The organism is Microbulbifer harenosus (assembly GCF_005771435.1).
Classification (GTDB): domain Bacteria; phylum Pseudomonadota; class Gammaproteobacteria; order Pseudomonadales; family Cellvibrionaceae; genus Microbulbifer; species Microbulbifer harenosus.
On record NZ_VANI01000006.1, the window covers coordinates 1 to 16595 of the forward strand.

Genomic DNA, 16595 nt, shown 5'->3' on the forward strand with positions numbered 1-16595 from the left:
GGACCGGTAGTTCAGTTGGTTAGAATGCCGGCCTGTCACGCCGGAGGTCGCGGGTTCGAGTCCCGTCCGGTCCGCCACATACAAAAAAGGCTCACACGAAAGTGTGGGCCTTTTTTGTATGTGCTTGCATCACTGGCCCAGACAGGAAAAATCAGAAGATCAAAGGTATTGCACTGGCCCACCAAAACGACACGAAACATGTGTCATGTTTTTGACGGATGGCTACCGGGCTCCGCAAGCAACTCAAAACCTTCGGCCTGCAACTGCGCCTGCAGAGACGGCCAGCGGTCTTCCGGCAGCACCACATCGAGTTCAACGCGAGTGCCGTAACCGGCGTTACCGCAAGTCCCACCCAGCTGTGCCACCAGGAAACGCAGCCGAGATTCTCCGGCAAAATCACAGGCGATACGCAGATCCAGCAATGCGACATGCCGCTTCAGCTCCGCAGCCTGCAAGGCGGCCCCGACCGCACCGCGATAGGCGCGCATCAGGCCGCCCACGCCGAGCTTGGTACCGCCAAAATAGCGCGTAACGATAACACCCACATTGCCGATTTCCTGCTTTAGCAGCAGTTCCAGCATGGGCCGACCGGCACTGCCACCGGGCTCGCCGTCGTCGTCCGCCTGCATGATTTCCGGATTCGCGGGGTTGCCGACGACCAGGGCGGTGCAGTGATGGGAGGCATCGGGATAGCGGGCGCGGATGATTTCCAGCTCGCGCAAAAAAGCCGCTTTATCGGTTACCGGCCCCAGCCAGCAGATAAAGCGGCTCTTTTTTTCTTCCGTCTCAGCGACAACGGGCGAGCAGGGAATCTGATAACTCACCGGCAAACTCATCCCAGGATTGCTGTTGCAGCTTTTCATACAATGGTTGCAGCTTGGTCTGCCACACGCGGTCGTCCACGACACCCACATGTTTGCAGCGAATGGTGCCACCGGCGTCCACCAGGAAGGTTTCCGGTGCACCGAACACGCCGAGATCGAGCGCCAGGCGCCCTTCCACATCCGAGACGGAAAACAGATAAGGATCGTGGAATTTTTCGAGCCACTGCAGCGCTGCGGTATTGTCGTCCTTGAGATTGATACCGACGATAGGCACGCCCTGTTCCGCCAGTTTGTTGAGGTACGGATGCTCCACCCGGCAGGAAATACACCAGGTGGCCCACACGTTCAGCAACAGGGGTTTATTGGGGAGATCGGCCTTCTTCAGCTCGCGCGCGCTTTCCACGTCCCGCAGCGCAAATTCAGGTACTGGCTTATTGACCAGTGCCGACGGCATGTCCTGTGGATTCAGCGAGAGACCGCGCCAGAAAAGTAACGCCAGCGCAGCGAATATAATCAGTGGCAGAAAGAGTTTCAGCCTGGCCATCAGTTGTTTCATTCCTTCTTGTTCGGCCCGCGGAATAGCACACGGGCCAGGTTCCGGATCAGGCGCCAGCCAGGGATCCGTCCTGAGCGGTGGCAACAGCGACTTTGCCTGCGCGCACTGCCTTTACCTTGCGATAGCGTTTGTCGGCCACAGCGATGGCGCCGCCGAGTGCCATGAATGCGGCACCCAGCCAGATCCATATCACGAACGCCTTGTACTGCAATCGCACCGCCCAGTCCCCGCCGGGGTTGTCCTTGTCCATGGGCTCACCCAGAGCCACGTAAAGATCGCGGAACAGCCCCGTGTCGATGGCGGCCTCAGTCATCACATTACCACCAGACAGGTAGCTGCGCTTCTGCGGGTGCAACTCCGCCACCAGGCGGCCACGTTCGCGCACCAGGATCACCCCTTCGGAAGCGCGGTAGTTTGGTCCGCGCGCCTGGCGCACGCCCTCGAAGGTGAATTCATAGCCGGATACCGTCGCGCTCTGCCCGGGTGACATGCGCAGATCCTTTTCCACGCTGTACACCGTGGTAAGCGCTACGCCGAGTACAGAAACAGCGAGGCCAATGTGGCCCAGGTGCATGCCGTAATAGCTGGCGCGCTGGCGCTTGAGCCCCGCCCACAGTGAATCGGCATTGCGGGATTTGGCGAGCACATCGGCCACACTCGCAGCAATCACCCACAATCCGGCGAAAATACCCAGCATCGCACCCCAGTGGAAATCGCCCGCAAGCAGAGTCAGAAGTGGCGCACCGATGGCGGCTACCAGCGCGGGCAACGCCCAGGCGCTCGCCAGCTTCCGCACCTGGCTATCTTTCCAGTTCGCATGAATACCGAGCCCCAGCAGCAGGCACAACACCAGCATCAGCGGCACAAAGAACATATTGAAAAACGGCGGGCCGACACTGATCTTGCCCCAGTTAAGCGCATCCGCCAGCAGCGGGTACAAGGTACCGGTCAGCACCACCGCCATGATCAGGATCAGCAGGATGTTGTTGCCGAGAAGGAAAGTCTCCCGCGCACGCGCGGAAAACACACTGCCCGCGCTGACCGCCGGTGCGCGCACCGCAAACAGCAACAGTGATGCTCCCACGACGATGGCGAGGAACGCGAGAATGAATCCGCCGCGCAGCGGATCGGTGGCAAAAGCGTGTACCGAGGTCAGCACCCCCGAACGCACCAGAAAGGTACCCAGCAGGCTCAGGCTGAACGCGAAAATAGACAGCAGGATGGTCCAACTGCGGAACAAGCCGCGCTTTTCCGTCACGGCGAGGGAATGCAGCAGTGCGGTACCCACCAGCCAGGGCATGAAGGAGGCGTTTTCCACCGGGTCCCAGAACCACCAGCCGCCCCAGCCCAGCTCGTAATAGGCCCACCAGCTGCCAAGCGCGATGCCCAGGGTCAGGAAGGACCAGGCCACTGCCGTCCACGGACGCGCCCAACGGGCCCAGGCGCTATCGAGCCGCCCTTCCAGCAGCGCCGCGATCGCAAACGCAAAGGCCACAGAAAAACCCACATACCCCATATACAGCAGCGGTGGATGAATGATCATGCCCGGGTCCTGCAACAACGGGTTCAGGTCGCTGCCATCATTGGGAGGGAAAGGCAGAATCCGGTCGAACGGGTTAGACGTGAGCAGGATAAACAGGAAAAAACCAATCAACAGCATCCCGAGTACCGACAGCACCCGCGCCACCAGCACCGCGGGCAACTGGCGGCTAAACAGGGCCACCGCGGCAGTCCAACCAGCCAGCATCAGCAGCCACAACAGAATCGAGCCCTCGTGGCCGCCCCACACCGCTGTCACCTTGTAGATCATGGGCAGAATGCTGTTGGAGTTCTGCGCCACATAGGCCACGGAGAAGTCGCTGTTGACGAAAGCCACCGTCAGGCACACGAAGGACAGCGCGGTAAACCCGAGCACGCCCAGCGACAGCGGGCGCGCGGTGTCCATCCACAGCACCCGCCCGCTATAGGTTCCGAGCAGCGGTACCACCGCCAGGGCCAGCGACAACAGCAGGCCGACAATCAGGGCAAAGTGACCGAGTTCCGGGCTCATATCTTGGGGTCTCCGTGGCAACTGGCCCCGCCACTCATGGACTCTGCCACTTCCGGCGGCGTGTAGGATTCATCGTGCTTGGCCAGTACCTGGTCGGCACGCACAAATCCGCCCTCCTGCAACTTGCCGGTCACCACCGCCGCTTCGCCCTCTGCAAAGAGATCGGGGAGAATCTTGTCGAACACCACTTCCAGCTCGGCTTCACCATCGGTAAGCGCAAAGCGCACATCCAGAGAACTGCCATCGCGGACAATACTGCCAGGCACCACGCAACCGCCGGCGCGGATACGTTTGTCGAAGGGTACTTCGCCGGCGGCGAAGGCCTTGGGCGCATAAAAGTAATCCATATTGGAGCGCATGGCATAGGTCACGAACCCTACCGCAGCGGAGGAAAGCGCTACCAGGAGGACCACCAGGATCAGGCGTTGTTTACGGGCTGGATGCATGGTTGTTGTGTTCTCAAAAATAGAAATTCGGTGCCGGGCGAGATACGGATCATTCAGTCGGCGGCAGCAGTCTCAGATGCCGCACGGGCAATCTCTGAGCGGCGGCGCGCTTGTTCCTGACGCAGCTGGCGCCGGAAGGCTTCGCGCATCTGTCGCTGTCGCAGTACCGGTACCAGTACCAGCGCCGCCATGACTGCGATCGTCACTCCGTAGGAGAACCACACGTAGGGGCCGTGGCCGTTCATAGCCAGAAAGCTGGCGAAATTTTCAAACTGGAATTGCATGGCTGTCTTTTCCTTCCGCTCAGGCCTTCGCCGCCGGTGCGGACTGCCCCAACAATTCGCGGACCCACTGGGTGCGCCACTCGCGCTGTAGAATCAGGCCTCGGGTATGCAGGATCAGCACCCAGGCGTAAAACAGATAAAAGCCGGCAATCATGGTGATCAGCGGATAGAACATGCTGGGATCGATGGTACTGGCCTGAGTCAGCTTGAGGGTGGCCGGCTGGTGCAGAGTGAACCACCAGTCCACCGACTTGTAGATAATGGGAATATTGACCGTGCCGACCAGAGCCAGCAATGCGCTGGCCTTATCGCCGGACAGCTCACGGCTGAAGGCACCAGACAGCGCCATCACGCCGAGATAGAGGAACAACAGGATCAGCATGGACGTAATACGGGCATCCCACACCCAGTAGGTGCCCCAAGTGGGTTTGCCCCACACCGCGCCGGTCAGCAACGCGACAAACGTCAGTACCGCACCGATCGGAGCCGCCGCGCGCATCACCACAAAGGAGAGCTTCATTTTCCAGATCAGGCCGATGGCCCCGCAGATGGCCATGATGTAGTAACCGGCAAGCGCCAGAAATGCCGCCGGCACATGGATATAAATGATGCGGTAGCTATTGCCCTGCTTGGCATCCTGAGGCGCAAATCCGAGACCCCAGGTACAGCCTACCGCGAGCAGCAACAGAGCTGCCGCACCAAGCCACGGCAGCCAGGCGCTGGTTTTCTGATAAAACCAGCGCGGTGATCCCAATCTGTGAAACCATTGCCAGGACAATTTCATGTTCGCCCATTTCTCCACGCCCGTATCTCGCCCAGATGGCGCTCCGCAGTCGCCATATGGTGCGGAAACGGGTCAGTTTTCCAAGCTGATGCGGATGGCTCCCGCCGCAGCCAGCGGCGCGAGTGCCGCGGCGGCGGCGAGAATCGCACCGAGAATCGCCAGTTGCGGGCCGTAACCGTACCCATCCAACGCCGCCTGCACCGTTCCGGTGCCGAAGATTAACACGGGCACATACAGCGGCATAATGATCAGTGCCAGCAACAGGCCCGGCCGTCGCAGGGCAACCGTCAAAGCCGCACCGACAGCCCCGATCAGGCTCAGGCTCGCGGTACCCAGAACCAGTGACAACAGCAGCGGCCAGTATCCCGCCTGCCCCAGGTTCAACATCATTCCCAACAGCGGCGACAGCACGGCCAATGGCACGCCGGTCACCAGCCAGTGCACCAGCACCTTTGCCAGTACCGGGAAATACAGCGGTTGCGACTGCAGCGCCAGCTGCTCGAGTGAACCATCTTCATAATCGCTGCGAAACAGGGATTCCTGGGACAACAACGTGGACAACAGGGCCATCACCCAGATCAGCCCCGCCGCCATGCGCGACAACATCTCCGGCTCCGGCCCGATACCAATGGGCATCAGCGCCAGAACCGTGACAAAGAACAGCAGTGGATTGACGATATCCGAGCGGCGTCGCACCGCCAGCGTCAGCTCGGTGCGAAACAGGGTAAAAAAGCCTGGCGCAGCAGCGGGAACGGCGGGCCTCAACACCGGCTCAGCTATCCTCTTGCGGCCGTCGCCCACAGATTCAGACTGCACGGTGCAACTCCTCCTCTACCGCCATCCGCGGTGAAAAGTCCGCGAGATTGACCCGTTGCAGCGGCGCAATATTGACTGGCTGGTGAGAAGTGAGAAGTACGCTCCCCCCACGCCGCAGATGACAGTTCATCTGCGTCTCAAGGCCCGCCACGCCGGTCACATCAAGGGCGGCGAGGGGCTCATCCAGTATCCACAGAGGGGGGGAATCAGGCAGATACAGGCGCGCCAGCGCCACCCGGCGGTTTTGCCCGGCCGAAAGCTGCTGGCACAGCACATCTTCAAAACCGTAGAGCCCGACCAGTTCCAGCGCGCGCATCGCGTCATCTTGCCCCGCGCCATACCAGGCGAGATTTTCCAGAGGCGTGAGGCCGCGCCGGACACCGGCATAATGGCCGATGTACAACAGCGATGCGCGCATCGCCGCGAGCCCTCGGGGAAAGGCCAGGCCCTGCCACGCAATGGTACCAGTGAAGTCGGAGGCACTGCCGATCAGAGTGCGGATCAGGGTGCTTTTACCGGCACCGTTCGCCCCCTCTACCTGCACCGCAGCGCCTGGCGCCAGGGTGAACTCGAGCCCCTCAAACAACAGGCGCCCGTCACGCTCGCAGGCCAGCCCGCTTACAGCGAGGGACTGTTCGCGCACACTCTGGGCATCAGGTACCGGGCTTTTGGAGAGTTCAGACGCCATTGCGCACCGCAGTTGATGAAAAACTGAGCGCGATTATACCGGCACCGAGAGATTTTGTACGACATTCGGCTGCGATCCACCGGATTCTGCCGGGTCAGGCCCCCAGCGAATGACCGCTTCTACCCGGCTACTGCCCGGAGCCAGCTGTACCTCGCTGCAGACCGTCTGCAGCAGCGCAAGACCGCGACCGGCGTAGACGCCTTTGGGTTCTCGAATTTCCGGGAAGCCGGCACCGCTGTCTTCCACCACCAGCTTCAGCTCTCCACCGTCCTCCCCTTCGCGGCAACTGAGCGAGATACGGACCCAACCGGTATCCAGTCGGCTGCGACGCTCTGCAAGCAGGTCGTAATAGCGGATAAAACCGTCGTCGGTGGACTTGATGGATGAATCCAGCTCCAACACGCCGTGTTCCAGCGCATTGCGGAAGAGTTCCCCCAGTGCGATAGCAAGATCCTCCTGAAACCGGGCGGCACCCGGCATCTGCGCCAGCACACTGAGGAGGTGCGGCAGCGGATCGGCGGTGCGCAACTCATGCTGCGACAGCAGAAACTGAATGGACCAGTTACCCATGCGCCCTCCCCTGCGCTCACCGCCGGAATCCGCCGCCGGGCAGGCTCCGTGGAAAAGTGAAGAGTGGGTCAGATCCAGCTCCACCAGTGAAAGATCGTCGTGCTGCTCGGCGGCGTGGGCATTGACGGCCTGCAGGATCTGATCAAATGCCTGCGTGCCGTCGCGGTCGGCTCGCAGCAACTCCAGCAGGCGGCATTCACCAAAATGCTCGCCCTTGGTGTTGCGGGCTTCATGGATACCATCACTCCATAGATAGAGACGGTCCCCAGGCAGCAGCCGCAGATTGACAATGGCACTGTCGATCTGGTCGGACGCCAACACGCCAAATGGCAGGTGGCGCGACTCCAACAGGTGCAACTCGCCACTGGTGCGCTTGAGGCACGGGCTCGGCATACCGGCATTGAGAAGCCGCAAGTGGTTGCGCCGGGGGTCAAGCTCCAGCATGACCAGACAGCAGAACATTTGCCGCGGCAGGATATCGTAGAGCTTGCGATTAATCTCCCGCAGCACCCGCCCCATGGAGAAGCCCCGCGGCATCATGGAGTAGAAAATGGACGTCAATGGGACCGCCCCTACCGCCGCCGCCAGACCGTGGCCGGCGAAATCCCCCAGCATCAATACCAGTTTGCCATCCGGAGTGTGGGTGGCGGCCAGTAGATCCCCATTAAGTACCGCCCGCGGCGACAGCTGGTAGCGAATAGCCGGCGTGTCATCCAGGCAGCTTTCGTTGCCGAGGTTGGAAAAGATCTCACGCGCGTTGGCCTGTTCCTGCAGAAAATCCGCATGATGACGCCGCAGCCGGTCGCGCTGGGCCATCAATGAGCGACTGAATTCGCAGAAGCGGCGGATGGAGCCTAACTTGAGCTGCACCAGCGACGAACTGTAGGGCTTGGTGAGAATGTCATCGCAGTCAGTGGGTGGCGGCGGTTCTGCCGCGCGGGAAAGATCCTGCACAAACAGAATCGGAACCGGTTCGATCCCACCGCTGTGACGCAGATGCCGAATCTCACAGCTGGACACTTCCTCTGCCGAGGTGGGACCAAAGATAATCAGGTTTGGCGGGAACTCGGCATAAGCCTCCAGCGCCATATCCGCGGTTTTTACCGAGTGAATGGAGGCGGGCAGCATACAACCTGTGGAGCTGGCGTATTCCCAGTGGAGGATCAGCTCGCGGAGTTCAGCGGTTTCACCGGCGTCTCGTTCTACTATCAGTATCCGGAAGACTGGCATCATTGGGAGAGAGTTTTCAGCGTATGCTGAAAATCCGGTCGAAGTTGGACACGGAGAGAATATGGGAAACGTGCGCGTTGGCGTTCATCAATTCCACCCCGGGTTGAAATCCGTCGCGTCCCACCTCGACACAATAGTCTCTCAGCAAGAGCAGCATGCCGAGGGCCGCGCTGTCGAGGTGGTCGGTCGCGGACAGATCCACCAGGAACATCCGGGGTGGAGGCGCCACATTGCGGTAGGCGCGCTGGAATTCCCGGTGCATATTGAAATCGAAATTGCCGGCTACGCGGATAATCACCGCGTCACCAGCCTCGGAAATCTCAGAAGTCACCCGGCTTTCAAACCTGTCGGAAACCACCATCTGAAGGTCCCTTTATCCTTCTCTACCCTGACCATTACGGCCAATATACACCCCACCGGCGGGCATGGAAACTGGCCTGTCCATGCGTCTTACCAAAGCATGACGGCAAGCCGCAATAGCAGGCCTACCAAAACAGAAAAGGGTGCCGGTGGCACCCTTATCGTATCCCGGAGCGGGTCCAGGTTATGGAATCGCCGAATATCCCGGCCCCAGGCTTAAAAGTCGTACTGATAGTCCATCAGTTCCCGTCTGAGACGCATCTCCTCCAGCTTGTCTTCGACCATCCGGCGGGCGTCCCTTGGGCTCTTGTTTGACTTCAATACCTCTTCTGCCAGAGGGGGATCAGAATCATCAAAATCAATGTCATTTTCGATAACGTTGCCGCTCATAGAAAACTCCACAATCTCGATCTGCCAGGGCAGAAACTGTCTGTCTGTTGTTGTTATGTTGCCGTCAGGCAATCGGAGATTAGCCAGCTCCGGCTTTTCTGGTCAAGCAACTTTTTCACCGTGGAAGCAACTTTTTCCGGGAGTTACACCCGGTCCAGAATACGGCCGGCAGCCGGCAGAAACCCCGGTCTGGCCAATGGCTCCACAGGCGTCAAAATACCCCCGTTTCATGAACAAATTGCGACAATATTTCGGCACACCTGGACTTTGGCGGACCGGCCAACTGCAACTAATACTGCGTAACGGATCTGCCACTCCCGTTACTCTCGGTTACAGCGAAAGTGAACACACCATGACAGCGGCGGCGCCAGCCGCTAGAATGGCCGCCCTGCCCGTACGGGCAATGCCGTCCCCGTCGGTTAACAGGATAAACCACGGACCTCCTAAGTCCGGACTGCCCGTTCGAGTCGGGCCGGGGACGCCATCTTTGTAAATCCTTCAGCGCGCTGTCATTTCTTCCCGAATATCGCCACCTCTGCCGCTCCGCCGGCTACGCGACTGCCGCGGTACATGCCCACGGTATTGAAAGTGAGCGCAATATTGCCCTTCGCATCCAGCACGATCACCCCGCCGGTACCCCCCACCGGTAGCAGTATCTGGTTAATGACCTCATCCGCCGCCTGGGCCACGGTCTTATTCTGGTAGGCGACCCGGGAGCAGATGTCCGCAGCAACGTTATAGCGAATGAAGTATTCACCGTGGCCAGTGGCGGAGACCGCGCAAGATTTGTTATCGGCGAAGGTGCCGGCACCGATCACCGGGGAATCGCCGATGCGACCATAGCGCTTTGCCGTCATACCGCCGGTGGATGTACCGGCGGCCAGGTTCCCCTGCTGGTCCAACGCCACCGCGCCCACGGTGCCCATTCTGAACGGCGCAGGCAGTGCATCCACCGCTGCGCGGTAATCCTTGTCCTGCCTGTTCTCCCTGTCGAGTTTTTCCTTGGCGCGCTTCAGCTGCTCGCGGCGGTGCTCGGTATCAAACGAGTTGTTGTCTACCACGGGCATTCCGCGGCTGCGGGCAAATGCCTCCGCGCCCTCCCCCGCCAGCATCACAAATGGGGAGTCCTCCATCACCATACGCGCCAGATTGATGGGATTAGCGATACGCTTGACGCCGGCAACGGCACCCGCCTCGCGATTGCGCCCATCCATGATCGAAGCGTCCAACTCGTGGGTACCGTCGTAGGTGTAGACCGCGCCCTTACCAGCATTGAACAAGGGCGAATCTTCCATCACGTTAATCGACGCCACCACCGCATCAAGGCTGGAGCCGCCTTTTTCCAGAATTACATAGCCAGTATTGATGGCCTCTTCCAGCTTTGCGCGATAGGCGCGCTCCTGTTCCGCCGTCATACTCGATTTTTCAATGGTGCCGGCTCCACCGTGGATGGCGATGGCGAATTTGGGGGGCTCAGATGCGTGCGAGTGATGTGCCTGCGCGAGCGCGCAGCCGAACAGCAAAAAGCAAAGTGACTTGGCGAGGGAGGGGCAGGAAATTTTTTTGATGGTGCGTTTCATGGGAATTCTCTGGTCTCTTATTGGAATACTCTTTTACCCGGTTGCGATGTGGGTAACCAATCCTCTTGATAGTGCGAAATACTTCGAAAAGCTGATTCGCCGCACGATCAAGACTCATATAACTCGCGCCGGGTACAACATGAACACCATTAAGCGCCTGCAAGTCCATCGAATCAAGGATGTGGACGCGCAGCGCTACGATATGTACGACTTCTGGACTGAGAAGAAAGCGGTTATGGATCGGTGGCAGGAGCAACTGGAGGGCCCGGGTAGCAGATGCTTGCGCCCCGTCCAAGAGTGAATTGCCCCAACGCAAACTAGGCGTTGTCTCCGTCCCGGGCTCTGGGTAAGATCAACCCTGCCATCTGAGGACATAGCTAAAGAAGGAACTTTGCCATGCTCACGAAGAAATACTTTGAGATGGACCGCGTAGACTGCGCCATCGCAAACTTCGCGTCCATTGAGAACCCCACCCGCGCAGACCTTAATCGAGTCCTAACAGTCGCCCAGGTCGAGTGTGAACTGGACATCTACCGAATAGAGGCATGGGGTGTGTCACGAGACGAGCTTGAGGCTGAGAAGCACGACTCGGCACGCCTGGGCAAGCACATGGAGCTAGCCAACGATCCCCGCCCTCACGAGCTTTGCGATGCCCACGCGATTGTATCCGGGGCACACAAAGAAGCCGCTGGATTACGGGCAGTCATCGCTTGGTTCAAGCTCCGTATAGACGACCCCTGTAACGGGTGCTGGCTGCCACGCAATACAGCGGCAGCGAGCCAAATGCCGGCCCATCTCCGTAACGCAGTGCCGCACAGCCGGATACACAGGAAAAAGTACTACAGATGGCTTGAACGCCTGATCGACCTAGACATTATTGAGGACCTCGCTGACCTGAGGAGGACCCTAAAAGAAGTTGAAACTCGCTTACAAAATGGGTCAATCCGCCCCCAAATTATGGACGCGTCACAATGATTCATCTTATCAGCAATGATGACAGTTACCTCATTTACACGATGTCAACCAGCGATGTTGTCGCCAAACTTGGCGAGGACAACCCGTTCCACATCAAGCGCACCCCTATCCCGTACTCCTCGGTATGGAAAGAGCCCCTGTGCCTGGACTTCGGCCCTGGAGAGGAGACTACCAAAGAGTTGGTTCCTGATGTGGCAGTCCGTAATGGGCGTATGTTCTTCAACGAGAAGGCGTACAGCCTACTCGGCTCCGACCTGACGCAGGACGGAGAGTTTCTTCCCGTAACCTACTTGGGCGGAACGGGATACATTTTTAATCCCCTCACTGTCGCAGAGAAGTACGACGCGTTGGACGAGTCTGTTACCGTGTTCAACGAATACGGCGAGGTCGAGAATCTGGGGTTTCGGGAAGATAAACTCCCCGCCGGCACGATGGCATTCCGCTCTAAAGCGGGCTCCTACTATGATGTGTTCTGCACCGACCAAATGAAGAAGGCAGTCGAAGACTCTGGCCTCGTCGGCGTCTGCTTCCATCCTGACCTCGCAGACATAGGTGGTGGCGCAACTACCCAACACTAATCAGTGCATAACCTGACCAGAGCTCCGGCTAGCGGCTGTTTTACAACCTGGCGAGCGAAGCCCGCGCAGTAACTGAGAAACTACTTCTCGATGTGGACTCATGCCTACTGATCACGATGTAAACGCTTAGTTTTTTTGGGAGAAGATTTGTGCCGAAGGAAATGTATATATTTTTAGGAGCGGCAGTTGGTGCTGTAGTTGGCGCTATAGCCGCATACATAACTGCACGAACAACCGGCAAGAATCAGACAAGAATCGCAGAAATCGGTGCGCAGAAAGATGTTGGTCTTCAGGAGGATAGATTGCTAGATGAGCGCATTAAATCTGAAGTCATACTAGCCCGGCGGACCTCGCCGGTCGCTATGTAGTGCTGAATGTCGCTCATACGCCACCGCACCACTTTACCCATGTGGACGGCCGGCTCTGGGAACCGTCCTTTCTCACGCAACCGGTAGATCGTCTGCTTGGACATACTGGCGATACCCACAACTTTCGAGAGCGGCAGCAAAAGGGAGGGGCAGGAAAACTTTTTAACGGTGCGTCTCATGGAAATTCTCTGGTCTCTTTTTGCAACACTCTTTTACCCGGTTGCGATGCGGGTACCCGATCATCGTAATGGCGTGAAATACATCGATAAGCCGACTCACCGCACAATCAGGACTCTCATAACTTGGGCCGGGTACGACACGAATGCCATTAAGCGCCTGCAAGTCCACATGATCAAGGACGTCGGCGCGGTGCACTACAACATGTACGACCTCCGGACGGAGAAGAAGGCGGCTATGGATCGGTGACAGGAGTACCAGGAGGGTCCGGCTTGCGCCCCCCAGAAGTGAATTACCCCCCAGGTAGAGCGGGCGTTGTCTCGGTGCCCGGCTCTGGATACCATCACTTCACCCAATTGAGGACGCACTAAAAGAGATTTTCCGTTCTGATGAAAATATTGCCCCTATTCGCCGCCGCGCTGACATTCAGCGGTTTTTCAGCTTTACCAGTTTGTGCGACGGCAACTGAATCCTCCAATTTCATTCCCGCCGATGCCGCGGAACTGCAATATACCGGCCGTATCGACTTCAGCAACAAGCTGGCCCCGGTTCTTACCTGGCCGGGCAGTAGTGTGCGGGCAAACTTCACCGGCACTTCGCTGCGGGTGACGCTCGACGATGAGACGGGCTCGAATTTTTACAACGTGATGATCGACGGCAATACCGCTCACCCATTTGTGTTGGAGGCCAACAAGGGCGAGCACAGTTATGAAATTTCCCGTGCGCTGCCACCCGGTGAGCATACGCTGGAAATTTACAGGCGCACCGAGGGCGAATACGGAGCAACGAAATTCAAAGGCTTGCAGCTGTCAGACACCGGCAAACTGCTGCCGGCGCCCCGGAGACCTACGCGGCGCATGGAAATTTTCGGCGATTCCATCAGCTGCGGCATGGGCAATGAAGGTGCGGACAACGGTCGCGACGACCTTCCCGCAGAGCAGAACCAGTACTGGGCCTACGGCGCAGTAGCCGCGCGTGCGTTGAATGCCGAGCTGCACACCATCTGCCGCAGCGGGATCGGTATCATGGTGAGCTGGTTTCCCTACGCTATGCCAGAGTATTTCGATCAGCTGAGTGGCGTGGGCAACAATGACAGTGTGTGGGATTTCAAACGCTGGACGCCGGATGTGGTGGTCATCAATCTGTTCCAGAACGATAGTTGGCTGGTGGACGGGCAGAAGCGCCTGCAACCGATTCCCAATGATCAGCAGCGGATTGACGCCTATGTGAAATTTGTGCGAGATATCCGCGCGCGCTATCCCGAAGCCAATATCATTTGCGCACTTGGCAGCATGGACGCTACCGCCAATGACAAGTGGCCCAACTATATCCGCCGGGCGGTCGCGCAGATTCAGAAAGAAAACGGGGACAAAAAACTGCACACGCTGTTTTTCGATTACACCGGCTACGGCCAGCACCCGCGAGCGGCACAGCATGTGGCCAATGGTGAAAAGCTGGCGACGTTTGTACGTGAAACCATGGGCTGGTAAATCGGCCCAATCCGCTGTCAGTACAGATCCCGCCGGTAACGTCCGGACTCCAGCAGCACCTCGACTAGGTGCTCACCCAGTAACTGGTTGAGTACCCGGTGCACAGCTTCCCCCATACCGGTTCGGTTGCCGCACACATAAATATCCGCGCCCCGGGAAACAAACAAGCACAATTCTTCGCCCTGTGCGGCAAGAAACTCCTGCACATAGCGGTGTTGTGTCTCGTCACCGCGGGAGAATACCCGGTCGCAACGGGAAAGACTTCCCTGTCGAAGCCAGGTGTCGAGTTCGCGGGTTAACGGCCGGTCCGTGTCCGGGCAGCGCTCGCCGAATACCAGCCACACAGCTCCTGCATTTGACTGCCCCGCGCGCTCGGCCAGTTGCGCACGCAAACCGGCGAGGCCGCTGCCGGCACCGATCAGCAGCAGTGGGCGGCTGTGATCTGAGGTGTGGCAATTGCTGTTTTCCCGCAGGCTGCCGGCAAATAATTCACCGGTTTCGCAGTACTCGGTAAGCCAGCCGGAGCCGAGCCCGAGATCACCGCCCGCATTGAACTGCTGCCGCACGATCAATTTGAGCGCTTTTTCTTCCCCGCTGGATGCCACGGAATACTCGCGCGCGGGCAACAGGGGAAATTCGGAAAAATCCCCACGCAGCAGTTTTTCCCGGTCAAATTCTGCTGTCGGCAATACACGGTCGCGCAGCCAGGCCTGCAGTGTCTGGCCGCGGCCGTCCACGGCAATCCATTCACTGGCATCGAGCCGATGCTGCGCGAGCCAGTTCGCCACCACGTTTCGCTCATGGCGCGGCTGCAATACGAATACATCGCCGGCACGCCATTTCGGCCAGTCGTTAACCGCGCGCAGGGTCAGCTCAAACAGCGGAGCACCGGGACTGCCGGGATTAAGCAGCGTGCGCTCAGCCAGCCGCCACCAGATCGTCGGTTTGCTGAGCCTATTGGACTTCGCCGTCGGCGACGGGCCGAACCAGGCAGATATAGCGCTGGCGGTACGGCTGGCATCACCGCTGGCGCTGTCGATTTTATGCAAGGGTTCGAGCGCTCTTGCACCCAGCCGCGCCATACCGTCGAACAACAACTGGCCGAAGGCACAGAAGCGCGCGTAGGTGCTGTCCCCCAGGGCGACAACGGAATAAGAAAGATGGGAGAGATCCAGTGCCGTTACTTCGCCACCGGCACCATTCAGATAAGTTCTGGCAAAACGCTGACCATTGTCCGGCGCCTCGCCTTCCCCGTAGGTGCTGACAACAAACAGCGCCCTGCTGGCGGTTTGAAGTGTCTGCGCGGAAACCTGGCTGAGTGGCAGTACCGTCACCGCCTGCGACTGGCGCAAATACTCCGCGCTCTGGCGCGCCAACGCGGCAGCGGTACCACTCTGACTGGCGTAGGCAACAAGTACCGCGCCGGCCGCGTGTGATTGCTGCTGACGACGGGCGCTGTGTATTTCACGGCGATGCCGCGCAATCAGAACGGCGACCCACAGGAGCCAGATCAGCGTGCACACGAGTGCAATAGCTAAGCGCTGATATTCGGTCACTTTCCGGCTCCCAGAGTCGTTCGTGTCTGCTTCCGCAATTACATCGGCAACACTTCAAAGGTCGCGGAGTAAGCACCACTGCGCACCGTGGCCGGCGCCTTGGCCTTGCTGTCTTCGTATTCTGCTTCCATAAAGTACTGACCGGCACTCGGCCATGTCACACTGAACAGACCGGCGGCATCCGCCTTCACCTGGATTTCTTCCTGGTTGTCGCGGTAGCGGCTGCCGCCGGGGATCAATACAACCTCTGCACCTTTGGCCGGCTCACCGTCGATCAACAGTTTAAATTTGGCAGCTTCACCAGCGTACAGGTCGTTGGGGTGGGTAACCGGCACCAGCTCCAGGCCGACACCTTCCGGCTTCAGCACCGCATCGGAGGGTTCACCGGCGGTAACAAAGGTTTCGATACGACGGGAACTCTGGGTCACGCGCAGCTCCTTGGCATTTTTCGGTACCGCGGTGGCGAAATCGGCATCGTTTGCCTGCTGGCCGCGGCCCGGCCACATGTGGCGCTTGCCTTCAGCGTCTTTCCAGAAGGCGCGCAGACCGGCAGAGGCGAGACCGATCTTGTAGGTGCCTTCCTCTTTCAGCTGCACATCGAAGGTGGTGCGGTATTTGCCCCGGGACGCATTTTCCAGTGCAACTTTTTCACCATTGGGCGCGGTGGCCGTCACCGCATCGGCCCCAAGGGCCACGTGATCCGGAAAGAAAATGGTGTTGGAAACGGCCGCATCGAAGGTCACGTAGGGATCGTCACCGGACAGCACGGTGGAACTCGGCAAAATCCAGGCGCGGTGCGCTTCTGCCTGCATGGCGATACCGGCAGTCATCAGGCTGGCCATCAATACTCTGGCAATGGTCATTTTTTTCATG

The 16595-nt window shown here is 59.0% G+C and carries 20 protein-coding genes and 2 tRNA genes; 7 read left to right on the top strand and 15 right to left on the bottom strand.

The annotated features are described in order from the left end of the window. Positions 1 to 77: transfer RNA gene (locus FDY93_RS05840), tRNA-Asp, on the top strand. 126 nt (positions 78 to 203) lie between these two features. Here FDY93_RS05840 and FDY93_RS05845 read toward each other — a convergent pair. The 11 genes from FDY93_RS05845 to FDY93_RS19425 all read right to left on the bottom strand — a co-directional run bounded on the left by FDY93_RS05845 (position 204) and on the right by FDY93_RS19425 (position 8998). After that, on the bottom strand, positions 204 to 824 hold the full coding sequence (locus tag FDY93_RS05845; RefSeq protein ID WP_246068477.1) for an IMPACT family protein: 621 nt from the start codon (positions 822 to 824) through the stop codon (positions 204 to 206). After that, positions 787 to 1368 (bottom strand): DsbE family thiol:disulfide interchange protein, encoded by a 582-nt coding sequence (locus tag FDY93_RS05850; RefSeq protein WP_138234947.1) that lies wholly within the window; start codon positions 1366 to 1368, stop codon positions 787 to 789. The genes FDY93_RS05845 and FDY93_RS05850 overlap by 38 nt, the downstream gene beginning before the upstream one ends. 58 nt (positions 1369 to 1426) lie before the next feature. After that, entirely contained in the window at positions 1427 to 3430 is a 2004-nt protein-coding gene (locus FDY93_RS05855) for a heme lyase CcmF/NrfE family subunit (protein WP_138234822.1), read from the bottom strand. Then, positions 3427 to 3876 carry a cytochrome c maturation protein CcmE gene (locus FDY93_RS05860; RefSeq protein WP_138234823.1) on the bottom strand — a complete coding sequence of 150 codons (450 nt, stop codon included), beginning with the start codon at positions 3874 to 3876 and terminating at the stop codon, positions 3427 to 3429. Before FDY93_RS05860 ends, FDY93_RS05855 begins: the two co-directional genes overlap by 4 nt. A gap of 53 nt (positions 3877 to 3929) precedes the next feature. Further along, positions 3930 to 4160, bottom strand: coding sequence for a heme exporter protein CcmD (ccmD, locus tag FDY93_RS05865; RefSeq protein WP_138234824.1), 231 nt, complete (start codon positions 4158 to 4160; stop codon positions 3930 to 3932). Between the two features lie 19 nt (positions 4161 to 4179). Then, complete coding sequence (locus tag FDY93_RS05870) at positions 4180 to 4938, bottom strand: heme ABC transporter permease (RefSeq protein WP_138234948.1); 759 nt, start codon at positions 4936 to 4938, stop codon at positions 4180 to 4182. 78 nt (positions 4939 to 5016) lie between these two features. Further along, the gene (ccmB, locus tag FDY93_RS05875; RefSeq protein WP_421655079.1) at positions 5017 to 5712 is read right to left on the bottom strand and encodes a heme exporter protein CcmB; all 696 of its coding nucleotides are present in this window, start codon (positions 5710 to 5712) and stop codon (positions 5017 to 5019) included. A gap of 37 nt (positions 5713 to 5749) precedes the next feature. Continuing rightward, on the bottom strand, positions 5750 to 6448 hold the full coding sequence (ccmA, locus tag FDY93_RS05880; protein WP_138234825.1) for a cytochrome c biogenesis heme-transporting ATPase CcmA: 699 nt from the start codon (positions 6446 to 6448) through the stop codon (positions 5750 to 5752). A 33-nt stretch (positions 6449 to 6481) separates the two neighbouring features. Beyond that, on the bottom strand, positions 6482 to 8251 hold the full coding sequence (locus FDY93_RS05885; protein ID WP_138234826.1) for an ATP-binding SpoIIE family protein phosphatase: 1770 nt from the start codon (positions 8249 to 8251) through the stop codon (positions 6482 to 6484). A gap of 13 nt (positions 8252 to 8264) precedes the next feature. After that, entirely contained in the window at positions 8265 to 8579 is a 315-nt protein-coding gene (locus tag FDY93_RS05890; RefSeq protein ID WP_205828078.1) for an STAS domain-containing protein, read from the bottom strand. A 245-nt stretch (positions 8580 to 8824) separates the two neighbouring features. After that, positions 8825 to 8998: a PA3496 family putative envelope integrity protein gene (locus FDY93_RS19425; protein ID WP_166216369.1), complete on the bottom strand. Its 174-nt coding sequence runs from the start codon at positions 8996 to 8998 to the stop codon at positions 8825 to 8827. Between the two features lie 408 nt (positions 8999 to 9406). On the opposite strand from FDY93_RS19425, the gene FDY93_RS19430 reads away from it, so the two are divergent. Next, positions 9407 to 9482: transfer RNA gene (locus FDY93_RS19430), tRNA-Arg, on the top strand. A 25-nt stretch (positions 9483 to 9507) separates the two neighbouring features. On the opposite strand, the gene FDY93_RS05895 is transcribed toward FDY93_RS19430, so the two are convergent. Beyond that, positions 9508 to 10578 carry an isoaspartyl peptidase/L-asparaginase family protein gene (locus FDY93_RS05895; protein ID WP_138234828.1) on the bottom strand — a complete coding sequence of 357 codons (1071 nt, stop codon included), beginning with the start codon at positions 10576 to 10578 and terminating at the stop codon, positions 9508 to 9510. On the opposite strand from FDY93_RS05895, the gene FDY93_RS05900 reads away from it, so the two are divergent. From FDY93_RS05900 to FDY93_RS05910, 3 genes are all read left to right on the top strand, one after another. Then, entirely contained in the window at positions 10565 to 10879 is a 315-nt protein-coding gene (locus tag FDY93_RS05900; RefSeq protein WP_220446112.1) for a hypothetical protein, read from the top strand. The genes FDY93_RS05895 and FDY93_RS05900 overlap by 14 nt on opposite strands. Positions 10880 to 10974: 95 nt before the next feature. After that, positions 10975 to 11553 carry an AHH domain-containing protein gene (locus FDY93_RS05905; protein ID WP_138234830.1) on the top strand — a complete coding sequence of 193 codons (579 nt, stop codon included), beginning with the start codon at positions 10975 to 10977 and terminating at the stop codon, positions 11551 to 11553. Beyond that, positions 11550 to 12131 carry a hypothetical protein gene (locus tag FDY93_RS05910; protein ID WP_138234831.1) on the top strand — a complete coding sequence of 194 codons (582 nt, stop codon included), beginning with the start codon at positions 11550 to 11552 and terminating at the stop codon, positions 12129 to 12131. Before FDY93_RS05905 ends, FDY93_RS05910 begins: the two co-directional genes overlap by 4 nt. Before the next feature lie 289 nt (positions 12132 to 12420). Here FDY93_RS05910 and FDY93_RS19950 read toward each other — a convergent pair whose 3' ends face one another. Continuing rightward, on the bottom strand, positions 12421 to 12678 hold the full coding sequence (locus FDY93_RS19950) for a helix-turn-helix transcriptional regulator (protein ID WP_138234832.1): 258 nt from the start codon (positions 12676 to 12678) through the stop codon (positions 12421 to 12423). Between FDY93_RS19950 and FDY93_RS05920 the strand changes: the two genes are divergently transcribed. Then, positions 12596 to 12925: a hypothetical protein gene (locus FDY93_RS05920; protein ID WP_220446122.1), complete on the top strand. Its 330-nt coding sequence runs from the start codon at positions 12596 to 12598 to the stop codon at positions 12923 to 12925. The genes FDY93_RS19950 and FDY93_RS05920 overlap by 83 nt on opposite strands. A gap of 140 nt (positions 12926 to 13065) precedes the next feature. Then, positions 13066 to 14166 carry an SGNH/GDSL hydrolase family protein gene (locus FDY93_RS05925; protein ID WP_138234834.1) on the top strand — a complete coding sequence of 367 codons (1101 nt, stop codon included), beginning with the start codon at positions 13066 to 13068 and terminating at the stop codon, positions 14164 to 14166. Positions 14167 to 14183: 17 nt separating this feature from the next. On the opposite strand, the gene FDY93_RS05930 is transcribed toward FDY93_RS05925, so the two are convergent. After that, positions 14184 to 15722, bottom strand: coding sequence for an NADPH cytochrome P450 oxidoreductase family protein (locus tag FDY93_RS05930; protein ID WP_138234835.1), 1539 nt, complete (start codon positions 15720 to 15722; stop codon positions 14184 to 14186). 38 nt (positions 15723 to 15760) lie between these two features. Next, positions 15761 to 16594, bottom strand: a complete 834-nt coding sequence (locus FDY93_RS05935) for a DUF4198 domain-containing protein (protein ID WP_138234836.1) — start codon at positions 16592 to 16594, stop codon at positions 15761 to 15763. Position 16595 lies beyond the last annotated feature (1 nt).